This window comes from Streptomyces sp. NPDC030798, assembly GCF_055572275.1.
Genome location: NZ_JBVIDR010000012.1, coordinates 107,639 through 126,292, shown reverse-complemented (window position 1 = coordinate 126,292; position 18,654 = coordinate 107,639). Strand labels below are relative to the sequence as shown.

Here is an 18,654-nt window from a genome sequence, read left to right as displayed (position 1 = left end):
CGGAGGATGCCCGGGCGGTGCGGTGGTGGCATGGAAGAGGCCGTTCCTCAGGGCCTGTTGCCCGACTGACGCGTGTTCCCCGTCCCTTCTCCCCGCTCAGTCCTGCAGCACCGGGAACCGTCGCGGAGCCACCACCAGCAGCACCACGAACGCCAGCGCCGCCGCGCAGGACGCGCCGGCGTACACCGCGTGCACCGCGGCGGCGATCGCCCGGCGTGTCGACTCCGGGGCGGTGCCCGCGTCCAGGGCGCGGGTGACGGAGTCCAGGTCGCCCGCGCCGCCGAGCCGGGCGGACAGCACACCGTTGGCGACGGCGCCGAACAGGGAGGCGCCCACGGTCTGTCCGGTCTGCCGGCAGAACAGCACCGAGGCGGTCGTCGTGCCGCGCTCCGACCAGCCCACCGTCGACTGCACCCCGATGATCAGCGGCAGCTGGAACAGGCCGAGGGCCCCGCCGAGCAGCAACATCAGCAGCATGGGCTGCCACCAGGACCCGGGGTAGGGGAGGAAGGGGAACGCGAGGAGGATGAGCGCGCCCAGTCCGATGCCGAGCAGCGCGGTGTCGCGGAAGCCGATGCGCCGGTACACGTGCTGGCTGAGCGCCGCCGACCCCGACCAGGTCAGCGTCCACACGCACAGCACCAGCCCGGCGGCCGCCGGGCCGAGCCCGAGGACCGACTGGGCGTAGGTCGGCAGGAACACGCTCGGCGCCACCATCAGCAGTCCCAGCGCGCCGAGCGCCAGATTGACGGCAGCGATCGTACGGCGCCGCCACACCCACCCCGGGATGATCGGCTCGGCCGCCCGCCGCTCCACCCACACCACCGCACCGGCCAGCGCGAGCCCGGTGCCGAACAGCGCGAGCGAGGGCGCCGACAGCCACGCCCAGGCCACCCCGCCCTGCACCAGCGCGGTCAGCAGCACCCCGCCGCAGGCGAACACCGCGAGGGCGCCGGCCCAGTCCACGCGCGCGTGGGCGGCCTTCTCCCGCTCGGGCTCGTGGAGATGACGCACGATCAGCCACAGCGCGGCCGCCCCTATGGGCAGGTTGACCAGGAAGATCCAGCGCCAGCCGGCATAGGCGGCGAGCACTCCGCCCAGGCCAGGTCCGGCCACCGCCGACACCGCCCACACCGTGGACAGCCTGGCCTGGATGCGCGGCCGCTCGGCGAGCGGGTACAGATCGGCGGCCAGCGTCTGCACCGTCCCCTGCAGCGCCCCGCCGCCCAGGCCCTGCACCACCCGGAACGCGATCAGCGCCGCCATGTTCCACGCCCCGGCGCACAGCAGCGAGCCCAGCAGGAACACCGCGGCGCCCGCGACCAGCACCGGTTTGCGGCCGAAGGTGTCGGCGAGCTTGCCGTAGACGGGCAGGGTGACGGTGACGGCGAGCAGATAGCCGGAGAACAGCCAGGAGAAGACGGAGAACCCGCCGAGGTCGCCGACGATCTGCGGTACGGCGGTGGAGACGATCGTGGCGTCCAGCGCGGCCAGCGCCATCGACAGCATCAGCGCGGCGACGACCGCGCCCGACCCGCGGGTGCGCCGCTGAGCGGCGGCCCCGTCCCGTGTCGCGGGTGTCGTACTCCCCACCGGATCCCCTCCCGTGTCCCGTGAAACTCCATGTCCGGCAACCCGTGCCCGGTACCTCTGCACCGGTACGACAGCTTCCCACGCGGGCCTCGGGTTGACCCTGACGCGACGGGAGGGTGGAGGCTTGCCGGGCCGGAGGGTGGAGCGGACCCCGAGAACGTCTCCACCCGGCGGTGGAGGCCCCCTAGGGGTTCCTCCGTACTACGGCTCGGGGAGGGCTCGTACCGCCGGAGGACGAGACGGACCGGGTGTCTTCCTTAACCTGGCTTTACGCCGCCGGGGGGCGGCTGACCGAACCGGCGGGGGTGGGGTTTTCCCCCGCACAGGAGGGGGCTGCGCACCAGCGCGCGGTGCGTCCGCCGCACGCGAGACTGGGCGGCACACACCACCACGACGCCTCGGCACACCGGGGTTGCACCGACCGACTTGCCAACCGACATAGGAGACATACCGTGACTTCGGCTGTGACCATTCCCAGGCACGGGGGTACTGGAGGGACTACGGCCGTTGCCGCGCGGGCGCGGCAGGTCGTGAAGGCGTACGGGTCCGGGGAGACCCGTGTCGTCGCGCTGGACCACGTCGACGTGGACATCGCCCGCGGGCGGTTCACCGCGATCATGGGGCCCTCGGGGTCCGGCAAGTCCACGCTGATGCACTGCCTCGCCGGCCTCGACACCGTCACGTCCGGGCAGATCCACCTGGACGAGACCGAGATCACCGGCCTGAAGGACAAGAAGCTCACGCGGCTGCGCCGGGACCGGATCGGGTTCATCTTCCAGGCGTTCAACCTGCTGCCGACGCTGAACGCGTTGGAGAACATCACGCTGCCCATGGACATCGCCGGCCGCAAGCCCGACAAGGCGTGGCTGGACCGGGTGGTGGAGACCGTGGGCCTGGCCGGCCGGCTCAAGCACCGCCCGACCCAGCTCTCCGGCGGCCAGCAGCAGCGCGTCGCCGTGGCCCGGGCGCTCGCCGCCCGCCCGGAGATCATCTTCGGGGACGAGCCGACCGGAAACCTCGACTCGCGCGCGGGCGCCGAAGTCCTCGGCTTCCTGCGCCGCTCGGTGGACGAACTCGGCCAGACCATCGTGATGGTCACCCACGACCCCGTCGCCGCCTCCTACGCCGACCGCGTGCTCTACCTCGCCGACGGCCGGATCGTCGACGAGATGCACCAGCCGACGGCCGATCAGGTCCTCGACCGGATGAAGGACTTCGACGCCCGGGGGCGCACCTCATGACCGTCCTGAAGACCTCGATGCGCAACTTCTTCGCGCACAAGGGCCGCATGGCGCTCTCGGCCGTCGCGGTGCTGCTGTCGGTGGCGTTCGTCTGCGGGACGCTCGTCTTCACCGACACCATGAACACCACCTTCGACAAGCTCTTCCAGGCCACGTCCTCCGACGTCCAGGTCAGCGCCCAGGGCGCCTCCGACACCGGCGAGACCACCTCCACCACGGGCAAGCCGCCGGTCATGCCGGCCTCCGTGGTCGGCGAGATCCGGGGGGCCCGGGGCGTCAAGGCGGCCCAGGGCACGGTGTTCTCCACCTCGGTCACCGTCGTCGACGGCGACCTGGACAAGCTCTCGCCCACCAGCGGCGGACCCACCATCGTCGGGAGCTGGAACAGCAACGACGCCCGCACCATGAAGATCACCTCCGGTGCGGCGCCCCACGGCTCCGACGAGGTGATGATCGACGCGGACACCGTCAAGAAGCACCACCTCGAGCTCGGTGACGACATCGGCATCCTCACCGCCGTCGGCACGCACCACGCGCGCGTGTCCGGCATCGCCACCTTCACCGTCACCAACCCCGGCGCGGCGATCTTCTACCTGGACACGAAGACCGCCCAGCAGACCCTGGTCGGCCGGACCGGCGTGTACACCAACGTCAACGTCACCGCCGCCAAGGGCGTGACCGACGCGCGGCTGAAGAAGAACGTGACCGCCGCACTCGGTCACGGATACAAGGTGCAGACGGCCAAGGAGGTCGCCGACGCCAACCAGAAGGACATCGCGAGCTTCCTGAACGTCATGAAGTACGCGATGCTCGGCTTCGCCGGGATCGCCTTCCTGGTCGGCATCTTCCTGATCATCAACACCTTCTCCATGCTGGTCGCCCAGCGCACCCGGGAGATCGGCCTCATGCGGGCCATCGGCTCCTCCCGCCGCCAGGTCAACCGCTCCGTGCTCCTCGAGGCACTGCTGCTCGGCGTGATCGGGTCCGCGTTCGGTGTCGGTGCGGGTGTCGGCATCGCGGTCGGCCTGATGAAGCTCATGGGCAAGATGGGCATGCACCTGTCCACCGACGACCTGACGATCGCCTGGACGACCCCCGCGCTCGGCCTGCTCCTCGGTGTCGTCGTCACCGTCCTGGCGGCCTATCTGCCCGCCCGCCGCGCCGGCAAGGTCTCCCCGATGGCCGCACTGCGCGACGCCGGCGCACCGACCGACGCCAAGGCCGGTGTCGTACGGGCCCTGATCGGCCTGGTCCTCACCGGTGCCGGCATCGCGAGCCTGTTCGCCGCGGCGGGCGCCGACCAGGCCAAGGCCGGCTCCGGCTGGCTGGGCCTCGGCGTCGTGCTCACCCTGATCGGGTTCGTCGTCATCGGCCCGCTGCTGGCCGGCGGCCTGGTGCGCGTCCTCGGCGCGATCATCCTGCGGGTCTTCGGCCCGGTCGGACGGATGGCCGAGCGCAACGCGCTGCGCAACCCGCGCCGCACCGGCGCCACCGGCGCCGCCCTGATGATCGGCCTCGCCCTGGTGGCCTGCCTGTCGGTGGTCGGCTCCTCGATGGTCGCCTCGGCCACCGACCAGCTCGACAAGACCGTCGGCACCGACTTCATCATCCAGGGCGACAACGGCCAGCGCATCAAGCCACCGGCCGTCCAGGCCATCAAGAACACGCCGGGCCTGACGCACGTCACCGAGTACCGGCCGACCACCGCGGACTTCACCACCCCGGACGGCGAGACGCTCAAGGACACGGACATCACGGCCGCCGACCCGACGTACGCCACCGACCTGCGCAAGAAGACCGTCGCCGGCGACCTGAAGGACGCCTACCTGCCCGACTCGATGTCGGTGCACGAGAAGTTCGCCAAGGCGCACGGCATCCACATCGGCTCCAAGATCACCGTCGCGTTCTACAAGGGCACCACCGCCCACCTGACCGTCCGCGCCATCACCAGCAGCGACGACCTGATCGACCAGGGCGCCAAGTACATCTCCATCGCCACGCTCGCCAAGTACGTGCCCGCGGGCAGCATGCCGCTCGACCAGCTGGTCTTCGCCAGCGCCAAGGACGGGCAGCAGGACGCCGCCTACAAGGCGCTGAAGGCGGCCGTGCACAAGGACCCGAGCGTGACGGTGCGCGACCAGACCGACTACAAGCAGGAACTGAAGGACCAGATCGGCCAGCTCCTCAACATGATCTACGGCCTGCTCGCCCTGGCGATCATCGTCGCGGTCCTCGGCGTGGTGAACACCCTCGCCCTGTCGGTGGTCGAGCGGACCCGGGAGATCGGCCTCATGCGGGCGATCGGCCTCTCCCGCCGCCAGCTGCGCCGCATGATCCGCCTGGAGTCCGTGGTGATCGCGGTCTTCGGCGCCCTCCTCGGCCTCGGCCTGGGCATGGGCTGGGGCGCGACCGCCCAGCAGCTCCTCGCCATGGAGGGTCTGAAGGTCCTGGACATCCCCTGGCCGACGATCATCGGGGTCTTCGTCGCCTCGGCCTTCGTGGGCCTGTTCGCCGCCCTGATCCCGGCGTTCCGGGCGGGCCGGATGAACGTCCTGAACGCGATCGCCACCGAGTAGGGCCTGTCCGGCGGACCAGGTCGGCTTCGAGCAACGGCTCCATGTCGGCGCCGGACAGGTCCTGGCCACCAGCCACCGCACACGGGGGTTGCGGGGGAGAAACCCGGCGCCGGGAAGTCTTGGGGGACTTCCCGGCGCCGGTTGCTGTCCGCCCCTCGGCCCGGGCGTTCCCCACGAGCGTTTCGAGTGGGCACCGGGGCCGGGGGCGGAGCCGCGTTCGGGTTGTCCACAGGCCCCGCCACCACCAGGTTCCGCGTCGTAGGCTGGTCAGCGTTGCCCATCCCCGGACGGAAAGCCCTCCATGAGCCTGCACGGTCTGCTCGACGCCGTCGTCAAGGACCCCGCCCTCGCGGAAGCCGTCACCGCGGCCGCGGACGGCAACCGCATGCACGTCGACCTCGTCGGCCCCCCGGCAGCCCGCCCCTTCGCGGTGGCCGCCCTCGCCCGCGAGGCCGCCCGCCCGGTGCTCGCGGTCACGGCGACGGGCCGCGAGGCCGAGGACCTGGCGGCCGCCCTGCGGTCGCTGCTGCCCTCCGAGGGCGTCGTGGAGTATCCCTCCTGGGAGACCCTCCCGCACGAGCGGCTCAGCCCGCGCAGCGACACCGTCGGCCGCCGCCTCGCCGTCCTGCGCCGCCTGGCCCACCCCCGCCCCGACGACCCCGAGACCGGCCCCGTCTCCGTGGTCGTCGCCCCCGTGCGCTCCGTGCTCCAGCCCCAGGTCAAGGGTCTGGGCGACCTGGAGCCGGTGTCCCTGAGAACCGGGCAGAGCGCCGACCTGAACCAGATCGTGGAGGCCCTCGCGGCCGCCGCCTACGCGCGCGTGGAGCTGGTCGAGAAGCGCGGCGAGTTCGCCGTACGCGGCGGCATCCTGGACGTCTTCCCGCCCACCGAGGAACACCCCCTGCGCATCGAGTTCTGGGGCGACGACGTCGAGGAGATCCGCTACTTCAAGGTCGCCGACCAGCGCTCCCTGGAGGTCGCCGAGCACGGCCTGTGGGCGCCGCCCTGCCGCGAGCTGCTGCTGACGCCGGACGTCCGCGCACGCGCGCGCACCCTCGCCGAACAGCACCCGGAACTGGGCGAACTGCTCAACAAGATCGCCGAGGGCATCGCGGTCGAGGGCATGGAGTCCCTAGCCCCGGTCCTCGTCGACGACATGGAGCTGCTGCTCGACGTGCTGCCCAAGGGCGCCATGGCCGTCGTCTGCGACCCCGAGCGCGTCCGCACCCGCGCCGCCGACCTCGTGGCCACCAGCCAGGAGTTCCTGCAGGCCTCCTGGGCGGCCACCGCCGGCGGTGGCGAGGCGCCCATCGACGTCGGCGCGGCCTCCCTGTGGTCCATCGCCGACGTCCGCGACCGCGCGCGCGAGCTGGACATGATGTGGTGGTCGGTGTCCCCGTTCGCCGCCGACGCCGACCTCGACGCCGACACCCTCCAGCTCGGCATGCACGCCCCCGAGACCTACCGGGGCGACACCGCCAAGGCGCTCGCCGACACCAAGGGCTGGCTCGCCGACGGCTGGCGCACGGTCTTCGTCACCGAGGGCCACGGCCCGGCCGCCCGCACGGTCGAGGTGCTCGGCAGCGAGGGCATCGCCGCCCGCCTGGACGCCGACCTCGGCGCACTGAGCCCCTCCCTCGTGCACGTCTCCTGCGGCTCGATCGAGTACGGCTTCGTCGACCCGGCGCTGAAGCTCGCCGTGCTCACCGAGACCGACCTGTCCGGCCAGCGCGCCACCGGCCGCGACGGCGCCCGCATGCCCGCCCGGCGCCGCAAGACGATCGACCCGCTCACCTTGGAGGCGGGCGACTACATCGTCCACGAGCAGCACGGCGTCGGCCGCTACATCGAGATGGTCCAGCGCACGGTCCAGGGCGCCACCCGTGAGTACCTGGTCGTGGAGTACGCCCCCGCCAAGCGCGGCCAGCCCGGCGACCGCCTCTACATCCCCACCGACCAGCTGGAGCAGATCACCAAGTACGTCGGTGGCGAGGCCCCCACCCTGCACCGGCTCGGCGGCGCCGACTGGACGAAGACCAAGGCGCGCGCCAAGAAGGCCGTCAAGGAGATCGCCGCCGACCTGATCAAGCTGTACTCGGCCCGCATGGCCGCCCCCGGCCACGCCTTCGGCGCCGACTCGCCCTGGCAGCGCGAGCTGGAGGACGCCTTCCCGTACGCGGAGACCCCCGACCAGCTCACCACCATCGCCGAGGTCAAGGAGGACATGGAGAAGTCGGTCCCCATGGACCGCCTGATCTGCGGCGACGTCGGCTACGGCAAGACCGAGATCGCGGTGCGGGCCGCCTTCAAGGCCGTGCAGGACGGCAAGCAGGTCGCCGTCCTCGTCCCCACGACCCTGCTGGTGCAGCAGCACTTCGGCACGTTCAGCGAGCGCTACGCGCAGTTCCCGGTGAACGTGCGGGCCCTGTCGCGCTTCCAGACCGACACCGAGGCCAAGGCGGTCCTGGAGGGGCTGCGCGAGGGTTCGGTGGACGTCGTCATCGGCACCCACCGCCTGTTCTCCTCCGAGACCAAGTTCAAGGACCTGGGCCTGGTCATCGTCGACGAGGAGCAGCGCTTCGGCGTCGAGCACAAGGAGCAGCTGAAGAAGCTGCGCGCCAACGTCGACGTCCTGACCATGTCCGCGACCCCGATCCCCCGCACCCTGGAGATGGCGGTCACCGGCATCCGCGAGATGTCCACGATCACCACGCCCCCGGAGGAGCGCCACCCGGTGCTGACCTTCGTCGGGCCGTACGAGGAGAAGCAGATCGGCGCCGCCATCCGCCGTGAACTGCTGCGCGAGGGCCAGGTCTTCTACATCCACAACCGGGTCGAGTCCATCGACCGCGCGGCCGCGCGCCTGCGCGACATCGTCCCGGAGGCCCGCATCGCCACCGCCCACGGCCAGATGTCGGAGTCGGCGCTGGAGCAGGTGGTCGTCGACTTCTGGGAGAAGAAGTTCGACGTCCTGGTCTCGACCACGATCGTCGAGTCCGGCATCGACATCTCCAACGCCAACACCCTCATCGTCGAGCGCGGCGACACCTTCGGCCTCTCCCAGCTGCACCAGCTGCGCGGCCGCGTCGGCCGGGGCAGGGAACGGGGCTACGCCTACTTCCTCTACCCCCCGGAGAAGCCCCTGACGGAGACCGCGCACGAGCGCCTGGCGACCATCGCCCAGCACACCGAGATGGGCGCGGGCATGTACGTGGCGATGAAGGACCTGGAGATCCGCGGCGCGGGCAACCTCCTCGGCGGCGAGCAGTCCGGCCACATCGCCGGCGTCGGCTTCGACCTGTACGTCCGCATGGTCGGCGAGGCCGTCGCCGACTACCGGCGCCAGCTGGAGACCGGGGAGATCGAGGAGGAGGCCCCTCTCGAGGTCAAGATCGAGCTGCCCGTCGACGCGCACGTCCCGCACGACTACGCACCCGGCGAGCGCCTGCGCCTCCAGGCGTACCGTGCCATCGCCTCGGCCAACTCCGAGGAGGACATCAAGGCCGTCCGCGAGGAACTCGCCGACCGCTACGGCAAGCTGCCGGAACCGGTGGAGAACCTCCTGCTGGTGGCCGGCCTGCGGATGCTGGCCCGCGCCTGTGGCGTCGGCGAGATCGTCCTGCAGGGCACCAACATCCGCTTCGCCCCGGTGGACCTGCGCGAGTCCCAGGAACTGCGCGTCAAGCGCCTCTACCCCGGGACGGTCATCAAGCCGGCCGTCCACCAGCTTCTGGTCCCCCGCCCGAAGACCGCGAAGGTCGGCGGCAAGCCGCTCGTCGGCCGCGAACTACTGGGCTGGGTGGGAGAGTTCCTGGCGTCGATCCTGGGATCGTAGAAGCCGGGCGGTAAGACCCTGTCGCTCACGCCGCCGGGGCCGGCCCCCGGCTCCGGCGGCGAGGGCGACCCGAATGCGCCCCAACTGGCGCACCCTTCACGCCGAATGCCCCCTTTGCGGCCCATATTGCCCCTTCCGCAAGCCCGTTACCGTGGACGCAACGAACGATCCGCCCGCGTCGACGGGCCAAGGCGAGCAAGGGAGACGCGTCGTGAGGCGTCTGAGGGGTGGGGCGGTCGCCGCCGTGGCCGTCATGGCGGTCACCGTGACCGGCTGCAAGAGCGACCAGGCGGCCAAGGGGGCTTCCGGTCCCGAGGAGACCGGACGCGGGGGAGCGGCCCTGGCCGCCGCCGACGCACTCACCGTCAAGGGCCGCGCCCCCAAGACCGGCTACTCCCGCGCCCGTTTCGGCTCCGCGTGGGCGGACACGGACTCGAATTCCTGCGACACCCGGGACGACATACTCAAACGCGACCTGAAGAACGTGAGGTTCACCGGCGGCACCTGCAAGGTCACCTACGGGCTGCTGGAGCCGGACCCCTACTCCGGCAGGGACGTCACCTACCGGCGCGGCCGCAGCCAGGTCGACATCGACCACGTCGTCGCCCTCTCGGACGCGTGGCAGAAGGGCGCCAAGTACTGGGACGCCGGCAAGCGGATAGCCCTGGCCAACGACCCGCTCAACCTGCTGGCCGTCGACGCGAGCACCAACCGCGGCAAGGGGGACGGGGACACCGCCACCTGGGTCCCGCCCAACAAGGCGTTCCGCTGTACGTACGTGGCCGCGCAGGTGGCCGTGAAGAAGAAGTACGGCCTGTGGGTCACCGCCGCCGAGAAGGCCGCGATGAAGAAGGTCCTCGCGGGCTGCCCGGACCAGAAGCTGCCCACGGGCGGCAATCCGACCGAGGCACCGGAGCGCTTCCACGCCCGCTGACCGGCCAATTCGCTGTGCGGACCGGCCAACGCCCTCTACCGTGACCGGCATGGACGTCAAGGTGAGCAGCATCGCAGAGCGGCCCGACCGGCTGCCGGCGGTGCAGGAGATGGCCGACACATGGCCCGAGTTCGTGACCAACGACCCCGTCGGCACCGCGCACTACGGCCGTATCCCGGCCGAACTGCCCGAGTACGCGCTGTTCGCCGAGGACCAGCACGGCGAGGTCGTCGCCCACGCCTACAGCGTGCCGTTCTCCCTCGCCGCCGAGGGCCGCGGCACGCTGCCCGCCCGCGGCTGGGACCAGATCCTGCTCTGGGCGTTCGCCGACCTGCGCCGCGGAACCCGCCCCGACACGGTCAGCGCCGTCTCCGTCGTCATCGCCCCGCACGCGCAGGGCCGCGGACTGTCCGCCGTCCTGCTCTCGGCGATGCGGGACAACGCCCGCGCCCGGGGCTTCAGCGAGGTCGTCGCCCCCGTCCGTCCGAGCGCCAAGCACCGCGAACCCCGCACCCCCATCGCCGAGTACGCCCACCGGACCCGCCCCGACGGCCTCCCCGCGGATCCCTGGCTGCGCGTCCACGCCCGTGCCGGCGCCACCATCGACTCCGTCGCCCCCGCCTCCATGACCGTGGGCGCGTCGCTGGAGGAGTGGCGCCGCTGGACCGGGCTCCCCTTCGACACCCCGGGGGACGTCGAGGTACCCGGCGCGCTGGTCCCGGTCCGCTGCGAACCGGAGCGCGGCTACGCCGTCTACGTCGAGCCCAACGTGTGGATGCGGCATCCGCTGTGAGGTATGAGTGAGCCGCGGACCCGGGGACGGGTCCGCGGCTTCGCTCCGGCGGCGGGCGGGTGCGCCGCCCCGGTGGATCAGGCGGTCTTCTTGGCCTTCAGGGAGTCCACGAGCTGGGCCGTCAGCTTCTTCGCGGTCGCGGCGCCGTTGTCGCTGCCCGCGGTGGACAGCACGGTGACGACGGCGCTGCCGGAGCGCGCCGCGACGAGCGTGGTGCCGTTCTCCCAGGCGCCGCTCGTCAGGGTGATCGTGTAGGCCTCGTCACCCAGCCCGGCCGTGGACTTGCCGGTGGTCTTCACCTTGGCGTGGGTGTCCGTGTCCGTGAACGTCGCGCACGTGGCGGCGACGGAACGCACCTGCTCCATCACCGACTTCGCCGTGGTGCCCTGGAACTCGTCGATCTCCTGCGCCAGTTCCTCGGTCTTGTCGTGGGTGACATAGTCGTTCTGCGCGAACGACACGCCCCCCTGGTACCCGGTCACCTGGATCCAGGACGTGCCCTCCAGCCGGGTGCAGTCCGGCTTCGCGGTCTTCCTGCTGGACGGGGAGAGGAAGTCGCCCGCGCTGTCCGAGGCGCCGTCGGCCTCGATGGTGAACCCGGCCGGGAAGGCCGACGCGGGCGCCAGGACCCGCTTGAGCTGCGTACCCGTGAGCAGACCGGCGTTCGGGTCCTTCGCCTTGGCCGGCTTCGCGTGCGCGCCGGTGTCGGAGGAACCGGAGGAGCAGGCGGACAGGGCCAGCGGGAGAGTCGCGACGGCGAGCAGCGTGACGACACGGGACGAGAGACGCATGACAGTCCTTCGAGGGATGAGTGGTACGGGGGATGTGTGAGCGGGTGCGTACGGCGTCCGCGGCTCGCAGGGCAGAGCCGGGCGACGGCACCGGGGTGACGGCGTCGAGGGACGGCCGTCCGGGAGGCCGCGGTGACGGCGTCGGGGTGACGACGTCAGGGAACGCGGCGTCGGTCTACGGGGTGTTGTGCCGCGTGTGCCGCCACGGCGGTGTGGCGTCCGGTGCGCGCTCGTGCCTGTTGCCCATGGCGGGACCCCTCCCCGATGCGGCGGCTGCCCTTCCGGCTGGCCGCTCGTTCGCTGGGTCAATAAGATCAGAGCTTGTGAACCGAGTCAACACGGTTCACGGAATCGAGCCGGTACACGGCGTGAATGCCGGGATCTTGTGTACGTCGGTATGCTCGGCGCACACATGACGAGGGGAGCGGGGCCTGTGCAGGACAACGCGACTGAGGTGACCGCAGCCGGCATCGCGCGGCTCGCCGGTGTGGGCCGGGCCGCCGTCAGCAACTGGCGACGCCGGCACGCCGATTTCCCCAAGCCCGTCGGCGGTACCGAGACCAGCCCCTCCTTCGCCCTCGCCGACGTCGAGGCCTGGCTGCGCAAGCAGGGGAAACTCGCCGAAGTGCCGTTGCGCGAACGGGTCTGGCAGCAGCTCGCCGGGCACCCCGAGGGGCCGGTCACCGCGTTGGTGCACGCCGGCTGCGTGCTGCTGCTCATCCACGAGCGCCCCACCGTCTGGCTCGACATGAGCGCCGGCTCCGACGAGCGGCTGGCCGCGATGCTGCCCGGCGCGCTGGACCAGGTGCTGGGGCCGCGTTTCGGCACCACGCACGGTCACGGTGTTCACAGGGGGAGCCGGGGGGACGGCTCGCCGACTGTGAACCGACCGCTTTCTGTGAACTCCGGGCCGGTGGCTCACGCGCAGACCGGGGCGCAGGCCTCGGCCCCGGTGAACCCTGCGCCTCCGGTGAACCCTGGGTCCCCGGTGAACCCCGCGCCTCCTGTGAACCCCGCGCTCCTCGCGAACGCCGGTCCGGCAGCTCACGGCGCTCCCGCCGGCCCCCACGCTCACCCCACCCCGGCCGTCCACACCCCCACCGGCCCCCAACTCCTCCCCTCCGTCCCCCTCCTCCGCGGCGCCGCCGAGCTCGCCGCCGAGCTGGGGGCGCGGCAGACCTTCGAGTTCCTGCTGGGCCGGCACCTGGACGCCAACCCCCGCCAGTACACGCTCACCCCGGCCGAGCTCGCCCGCCTCATGGCCGACCTCGCCGGCCCCGCCCGCACCGTCCTCGACCCCGCCTGCGGCACCGGCGCCCTGCTGCGCGCCGTCGACACCCGCCCCGGCCAGGAGCTGTACGCCCAGGACAGCGCCCCCGACCTCGCCGCCCTCACCGCGCTGCGTCTCGCGCTGCACGCCCGCGCCACCGTGCGCGGCGCCGTCGGCGACACCCTGCGCGCCGACGCCCACCCGGAGCTGCGCGCCGACGCCGTCCTGTGCCATCCGCCGTTCAACGAGCGCAACTGGGGGCACGACGAACTCGCCTACGACCCCCGCTGGGAGTACGGCTTCCCCGCGCGCACCGAGTCCGAGCTGGCCTGGGTGCAGCACGCGCTGGCCCGGCTGGCCGACGGAGGCACCGCCGTGCTGCTGATGCCGCCCGCCGCCGCCTCCCGCCGCTCCGGGCGCCGGATCCGCGCCGACCTGCTGCGCCGCGGCGCGCTGCGGGCCGTGGTGGCGCTGCCGGTCGGGGCGGCGCCGCCGTACAACATCCCGCTGCACGTGTGGGTGCTGCGCCGGCCCGACCGGACGCCGGCGGCGCCCGAGGTGCTGCTCGTGGACACCGGGCGGTTCGCGGCCGAGGGTCGCGGCGGGCCGGACTGGCAGGCGGTCCGGGACGCCGTCCTCGACGCCTGGCGCTCCTTCGCCCGTGCCGGGCGGCTGGAGGAACGGCCGGGACTGGCGCGCTGCGTGCCGGTCATCGAACTGCTCGACGACGACGTGGACCTGGCGCCCGCCCGCCATCTGCCGCCCCCGGCGGTCGCCGACGGCGCGGAGGCGCTCACGGTGGTGCGCGAGCGGCTCGGCGCGACCCTGCGGCTGACCGCCGACCTCACCCCGCCGCCCGCCGACCCGGTGCCGCCCGCGCGGTGGCCGCTCACCACCGTCGGCGAACTCGCGCGCGGGGGCGCGCTGCTGCTGCGGACCGGCGGAAACGGCGGCCACGCGCGCGTGCCCGTGCTCACCGACCACGACGTGCTCGCCGGCACGGCACCCTCCGGGACGCTTCCGGAGAGCGAGGAGGAGGCGGTACTGACCGAGCCGGGCGACGTGGTCGTACCGGTGCTCGGCGGCGGCTCGGTGGCGCGCGTGATCGACGACGCGACGGCGGGCGCGGCCCTGGGGCGCAACCTCGTGCTGCTGCGCCCCGACCCCGCGGCGCTCGACCCCTGGTTCCTCGCGGGCTTCCTGCGCGGCACGGCCAACCACCGCCAGGCCAGCAGCTACGCCTCCACGGCCACCCGCCTGGACGTGCGCCGCCTGCAGCTGCCCCGGCTTCCGCTGGACGAACAGCGGCGCTACGGCGCGCGCTTCGGCGCCCTGGACGAGTTCGAGCGGGCGCTGCGCCGTGCGAGCCGGCTCGGGGAGCAACTCGTCCGCGGGATGTACGACGGGCTCACCGACGGGAGCGTCGCGCCGGATTGACGCAGGCGGCAGGACAACGGTTCGGTACATCCTGAACCGCTTGTCCGTGCCGGGCCATATGCTCGGAGCGACCTCGCACGAACGGTGCCGGCCGCCCGGCCGGGCACTCCCGGGCGGGCCCGTACGTCCCTTCCAGGCACACAGGAGCAGCCATGCAAGGCCACGGCTACGCACAGCCGGTGAAGCAGCCGCCGCACCCCGCGTGGCTGGTCTTCCTGCGCGTGCTGTTCGTGGCGGTCGCGGTCCTCAGCATCGGCTTCCTGGCCTGGGTCCTGCTGCTGCGGCTGGCCGTCGTCACGCGCAAGTCGCTGGACTGGGGTCTGTTCGTGGCCGTGCTGGCCGCCGACCTGCTGAGCATCGTGCTGCTGGGCTCCGAGCCCGGCGACGACGTCCACACCCCCGGCGGCTACCTGGGCATGATGCTGCTGCTGGGCGCGCTGGCCGTCGCGGTCGTGTACTACCTGGCGGCGGACGTCCGGCACTTCCAGTCGCTGCGGCAGCGGTACGCGGGCGCGCCGGGGTACGGCTATCCGCAGCCTCCGGCGCCGTTCGCCGCGACGACCGGGGGGCACACGCCCGTGCCGGGGCAGGCGCCGCCGGTCGGCCCGCTGATATCCCACGCCCCGCTGTCCCACCCGTCGCTCACCACCCCGCCGCCGCAGCGCCCCGCGCCCGCGCGGATCGACCAGGTGCGCGCGGAGCTGGACGAGCTGAGCGACTACCTGCGCCAGCACGACGGCCACCACGACACCGGCCGGGACACCGGCGGCGGCACCGGTCACGGCGGCACCCACGACGGCAGGCAGGACGCCGGCCACGAGGGCGGACGGTGACCGTGGCGACAGGACGCGTCGTCGCCGGCCGGTACGAGCTGTCCACGCTCATCGGACAAGGCGGCATGGGCCAGGTCTGGACGGCGTACGACCAGCGGCTCGACCGGCGCGTGGCGGTGAAGCTGCTGCGCCCCGACAAGGTGGCCGGCCAGGAGGCGGACGAGCTGCGCCGCCGCTTCGTGCGCGAGTGCCGGGTGACCGCTCAGGTCGACCATCCGGGCCTGGTCACGGTGCACGACGCGGGCAGTGAGGGCGAGGAGCTGTTCCTCGTCATGCAGTACGTCGACGGCGCCGACCTCTCCGACCACCTCGCCGAGCACGACCCGTACCCGTGGCAGTGGGCGGTCGCGGTGGCCGCGCAGCTGTGCGCCGTGCTGAGCGCCGTGCACGCGGTGCCGATCGTGCACCGCGACCTCAAGCCGCGCAACGTGATGGTGAAGCAGGACGGCACGGTCACCGTGCTCGACCTGGGCGTGGCCTCGGTCATGGACACCGACACCACGCGCCTGACCCACACCGGCTCACCCATCGGCTCGCCCGCCTACATGGCGCCGGAGCAGGCGATGGGCGGCGCGGTCGGCCCGTACACCGATCTGTACGCGCTCGGCGTGCTGCTGCACGAACTGCTCAGCGGCGACGTGCCGTTCGCGGGCTCCACGGCGCTCGGCGTCCTGCACCGGCACCTGTACGAGCCGCCGCTGCCGGTGCGCCGGATCCGCCCCGAGGTCCCCGAGGCCCTCGAGACGCTGGTGCTGCGCCTGCTGGCCAAGGATCCGCAGCACCGCCCGGCCTCCGCGCAGGAGGTGTACGAGCACCTGGCGCTGCTGCTGCCCGCGCGCGGGACGCCCACCGGGGCGCCGCTGGACCCCACGCGCCCCTTCCTGCGGCCGCACGCCCCGTGGCCGGACCGCGCGCGGACCCCCGCGCCGCAGCCCGCGCCGGTGGCGCCCGCGCCCGCCGTGGCCGAGAAGCCGGACGTGGCCGCCGCCGTCGACGAGGTCAAGCGGCTGCTGGGGGAGGGCCGCATCACCCAGGCCGTGGACATCCTCGGCGCGATCCTGCCCGCCGCGGCCGAACAGCACGGCGAGCACTCCCCGGTCGTGCGCACCCTGCGCAAGCAGTACGCGGCGACCCTCATGGACGACGGCCAGTACCGGCGCGCGCTGCCCGAACTGCGCCGCCTCGCCGACGAACGCGCCGCCGAGGCCGGCCAGGCCGACCCGCAGTCCCTGCGCTTCCGCTACGAGGCCGCCCAGTGCCTGGAGCAGCTCGGCGAACCGGCGGCGGCGCTCGCCGAATACCGCGCGCTGCTGCCGTACTACGAGAACCAGTACGTCTCCGGCGACCCGCAGCTCGCCCACGACGTGCGCCGGCGCATCGGCCATCTGCTGCTCGCCCTCGGCGACCGTCCGGCAGCCCACGACACCCTCGCGCGGCTGCTGATGGACGTCGAGCGGCTGAACGGCCCCGGTCACCCGCTGGCCAATGACATCCGCCGGACCCTGCAGTGGCTCGGACAGGTGCGCGGCTAGACTTTGCCGTTCCCTGAGTGACTGTTGTGCACTCAAGGGGCTGGAGTTTCCCGAAGGCAGGACCGGCGCCGATACGTTGCGCTTCCTTCTGCCAGGTGACGAACGATCAGGGGTGGGGCAAGTGGCCGGCCATCGGCAGTCCAGGAAGCGCAGATACGTCACGTGGGCGGTGACCGGGGCGGCCGTCGTCGCCGGTGCCGGGATCGCCGCGCAGACCTCCATGGCCGCCACCACCTGGCCGGCGCAGAAGACGTACACCGGCCGCGCCTTCGACACCTGCGCCGCGCCCTCCAAGGCGACCATGAAGGCCTGGCACACCGGCTTCTACGGCGCCGCCGCCGTCTATGTGGGCGGCAAGAACCGCGGCTGCAGCCAGCCCAACCTCACCTCCTCCTGGGTGTCGTACGTCAGCGGCCTCGGCTGGAAGCTCGTTCCGATCTACGTCGGCGCCCAGCCGCCCTGTCAGTCCGGCTCCAACCCGGAGAAGCTGACCGCCTCCACCGCCACCTCCCTCGGCACCAGCGACGCCAAGGACGCGGTGGCCAAGGCCTCGGCGCTCGGCATGAAGGCCGGCAGCGCGATCTACCTCGACATGGAGCCCTACGACATCACGAACAAGTCGTGCAACGACGCGGTGCTCGGCTACGTCCGCGCCTTCGACAAGGAGCTGCGCGCCAAGACGTACCGCGCCGGCTACTACGGCTTCACCAGCTCGAGCGCCAAGGCCATCGCCACCGCGAGCGACAAGACGGACCTGCCGGGCAACCTCTGGTACGCGCTGTGGGACAAGAAGAACACCACGACCACGGACTGGCCGTGGGGCGCGAGCCAGTTCACGCCGCACAGCCGGGCCCACCAGTACATGGTCAACAGCAAGGAGTCGCACGGCGGCGTCACCCTCACCGTCGACCGTGACGCCTGGGACGCCCCGGTGGCCATCACCGGCTGATCCGAAGCACTCCTGCCGGGACCGGCGCGACGGTGCCCGAAGCGGGCGCGAATCGTTGGTCGAATGGGTTGGCCACAGCCTGCCCACTGCCTACCATCGATCACCGCAAGACCTTGTGCACCGTCGCACAATCTCCCCTGGAGGTTTCCTTGCACCGCCGCCGTCGCACCGCGCTCGTCCTCTCCGCCGCGATCGCCGCCGCGGCCCCTCTCCTGACCGCCTGCGGAAGCGGCGCGCACCCGGGCGCGGCCGCCGTCGTCGGCGGGCAGCGGATCACCGTGGCGCAGTTGGAGAACCGGGTCGACGAGGTGCGCCGGGCGCAGCGGGCCGCGGTGCCGGAGGAGACCCAGTACCGGCAGGTCCTCGCCTCCACCAGCAGCCTCACCCGGGACACCCTGCACAACATGGTCCTGGACCGGGTGCTGCACCGCGCCGCGCAGGACGCGGGCGTCACGGTCAGCCGCCGGGAGGTCGTGCAGCTGCGCACCGGCCTGGAGCAGCAGGCCGGCAGCGCCAAGGCCCTGCAGACCGCCTGGCTGCAGAAGTACGGCGTCGCCCCGGAGCGCCTGGACGAGAACCTCCGCCTGCAGCTGGAGGCGCAGAAGCTCGCCGCCCGGCTCGGCACCGACCCGAGCCGGCCGGCCTTCTGGAAGGCGCTGTCCCAGGCCTCCAAGAAGCTCGACGTCGACCTGAACCCGCGCTACGGCGCCTGGGACGTGCAGAAGAGCAGCCGCGTGGACGCCAAGACGCCGTGGGTCCGGGAGGTCACGGCAACGGGATCGCAGCAGCAGACGGCGTAGGGGCCGGGGTTTCGGAGGTGCCGTAACGGTACGGCAGCGGGGTCCGAAGGACGACCGGTCATACGATCAC

At 72.5% G+C, this 18,654-nt stretch carries 12 protein-coding genes; 10 read left to right on the top strand and 2 right to left on the bottom strand.

The annotated features are described in order from the left end of the window. Positions 1-96: 96 nt before the first annotated feature. Complete coding sequence (locus tag ACZ404_RS26410) at positions 97-1,593, bottom strand: MFS transporter (RefSeq protein ID WP_468443980.1); 1,497 nt, start codon at positions 1,591-1,593, stop codon at positions 97-99. 452 nt (positions 1,594-2,045) lie between these two features. On the opposite strand from ACZ404_RS26410, the gene ACZ404_RS26405 reads away from it, so the two are divergent. The 5 genes from ACZ404_RS26405 (at position 2,046) to ACZ404_RS26385 (ending at position 10,972) form a co-directional block, all read left to right on the top strand. Then, positions 2,046-2,834, top strand: coding sequence for an ABC transporter ATP-binding protein (locus tag ACZ404_RS26405; RefSeq protein ID WP_468443978.1), 789 nt, complete (start codon positions 2,046-2,048; stop codon positions 2,832-2,834). Then, a complete protein-coding gene (locus ACZ404_RS26400; protein ID WP_468443976.1) occupies positions 2,831-5,410 on the top strand; it encodes an ABC transporter permease in 2,580 nt (859 codons plus the stop codon). Before ACZ404_RS26405 ends, ACZ404_RS26400 begins: the two co-directional genes overlap by 4 nt. A 301-nt stretch (positions 5,411-5,711) precedes the next feature. Next, entirely contained in the window at positions 5,712-9,245 is a 3,534-nt protein-coding gene (gene mfd / locus ACZ404_RS26395; RefSeq protein WP_468443974.1) for a transcription-repair coupling factor, read from the top strand. A gap of 211 nt (positions 9,246-9,456) precedes the next feature. Continuing rightward, entirely contained in the window at positions 9,457-10,179 is a 723-nt protein-coding gene (locus tag ACZ404_RS26390) for an HNH endonuclease family protein (protein ID WP_468443972.1), read from the top strand. A gap of 49 nt (positions 10,180-10,228) precedes the next feature. Next, positions 10,229-10,972: an N-acetyltransferase gene (locus ACZ404_RS26385; RefSeq protein ID WP_468443970.1), complete on the top strand. Its 744-nt coding sequence runs from the start codon at positions 10,229-10,231 to the stop codon at positions 10,970-10,972. Positions 10,973-11,049: 77 nt separating this feature from the next. Here ACZ404_RS26385 and ACZ404_RS26380 read toward each other — a convergent pair whose 3' ends face one another. Continuing rightward, a complete protein-coding gene (locus ACZ404_RS26380) occupies positions 11,050-11,763 on the bottom strand; it encodes a hypothetical protein (protein ID WP_468443968.1) in 714 nt (237 codons plus the stop codon). Between the two features lie 433 nt (positions 11,764-12,196). Between ACZ404_RS26380 and ACZ404_RS26375 the strand changes: the two genes are divergently transcribed. From ACZ404_RS26375 to ACZ404_RS26355, 5 genes are all read left to right on the top strand, one after another. Continuing rightward, positions 12,197-14,470, top strand: a complete 2,274-nt coding sequence (locus ACZ404_RS26375) for an N-6 DNA methylase (RefSeq protein ID WP_468443966.1) — start codon at positions 12,197-12,199, stop codon at positions 14,468-14,470. Between the two features lie 152 nt (positions 14,471-14,622). Continuing rightward, positions 14,623-15,303: a hypothetical protein gene (locus tag ACZ404_RS26370; protein ID WP_468443964.1), complete on the top strand. Its 681-nt coding sequence runs from the start codon at positions 14,623-14,625 to the stop codon at positions 15,301-15,303. 38 nt (positions 15,304-15,341) lie between these two features. Next, positions 15,342-16,835 (top strand): protein kinase domain-containing protein, encoded by a 1,494-nt coding sequence (locus ACZ404_RS26365; RefSeq protein WP_468444245.1) that lies wholly within the window; start codon positions 15,342-15,344, stop codon positions 16,833-16,835. Positions 16,836-16,956: 121 nt separating this feature from the next. Next, positions 16,957-17,784 carry a glycoside hydrolase domain-containing protein gene (locus ACZ404_RS26360; RefSeq protein ID WP_468443962.1) on the top strand — a complete coding sequence of 276 codons (828 nt, stop codon included), beginning with the start codon at positions 16,957-16,959 and terminating at the stop codon, positions 17,782-17,784. A gap of 149 nt (positions 17,785-17,933) precedes the next feature. Then, positions 17,934-18,584: a SurA N-terminal domain-containing protein gene (locus ACZ404_RS26355; RefSeq protein WP_468443960.1), complete on the top strand. Its 651-nt coding sequence runs from the start codon at positions 17,934-17,936 to the stop codon at positions 18,582-18,584. Positions 18,585-18,654 lie beyond the last annotated feature (70 nt).

Bases quoted from the DNA above. Each gene is read 5' to 3' on its own strand.
- ACZ404_RS26400 (WP_468443976.1), top strand. From the start codon at position 2,831: ATGACCGTCCTGAAGACCTCGATGCGCAACTTCTTCGCGCACAAGGGC.
- mfd (WP_468443974.1), top strand. From the start codon at position 5,712: ATGAGCCTGCACGGTCTGCTCGACGCCGTCGTCAAGGACCCCGCCCTC.
- ACZ404_RS26385 (WP_468443970.1), top strand. From the start codon at position 10,229: ATGGACGTCAAGGTGAGCAGCATCGCAGAGCGGCCCGACCGGCTGCCG.
- ACZ404_RS26380 (WP_468443968.1), bottom strand. From the start codon at position 11,763: ATGCGTCTCTCGTCCCGTGTCGTCACGCTGCTCGCCGTCGCGACTCTC.
- ACZ404_RS26370 (WP_468443964.1), top strand. From the start codon at position 14,623: ATGCAAGGCCACGGCTACGCACAGCCGGTGAAGCAGCCGCCGCACCCC.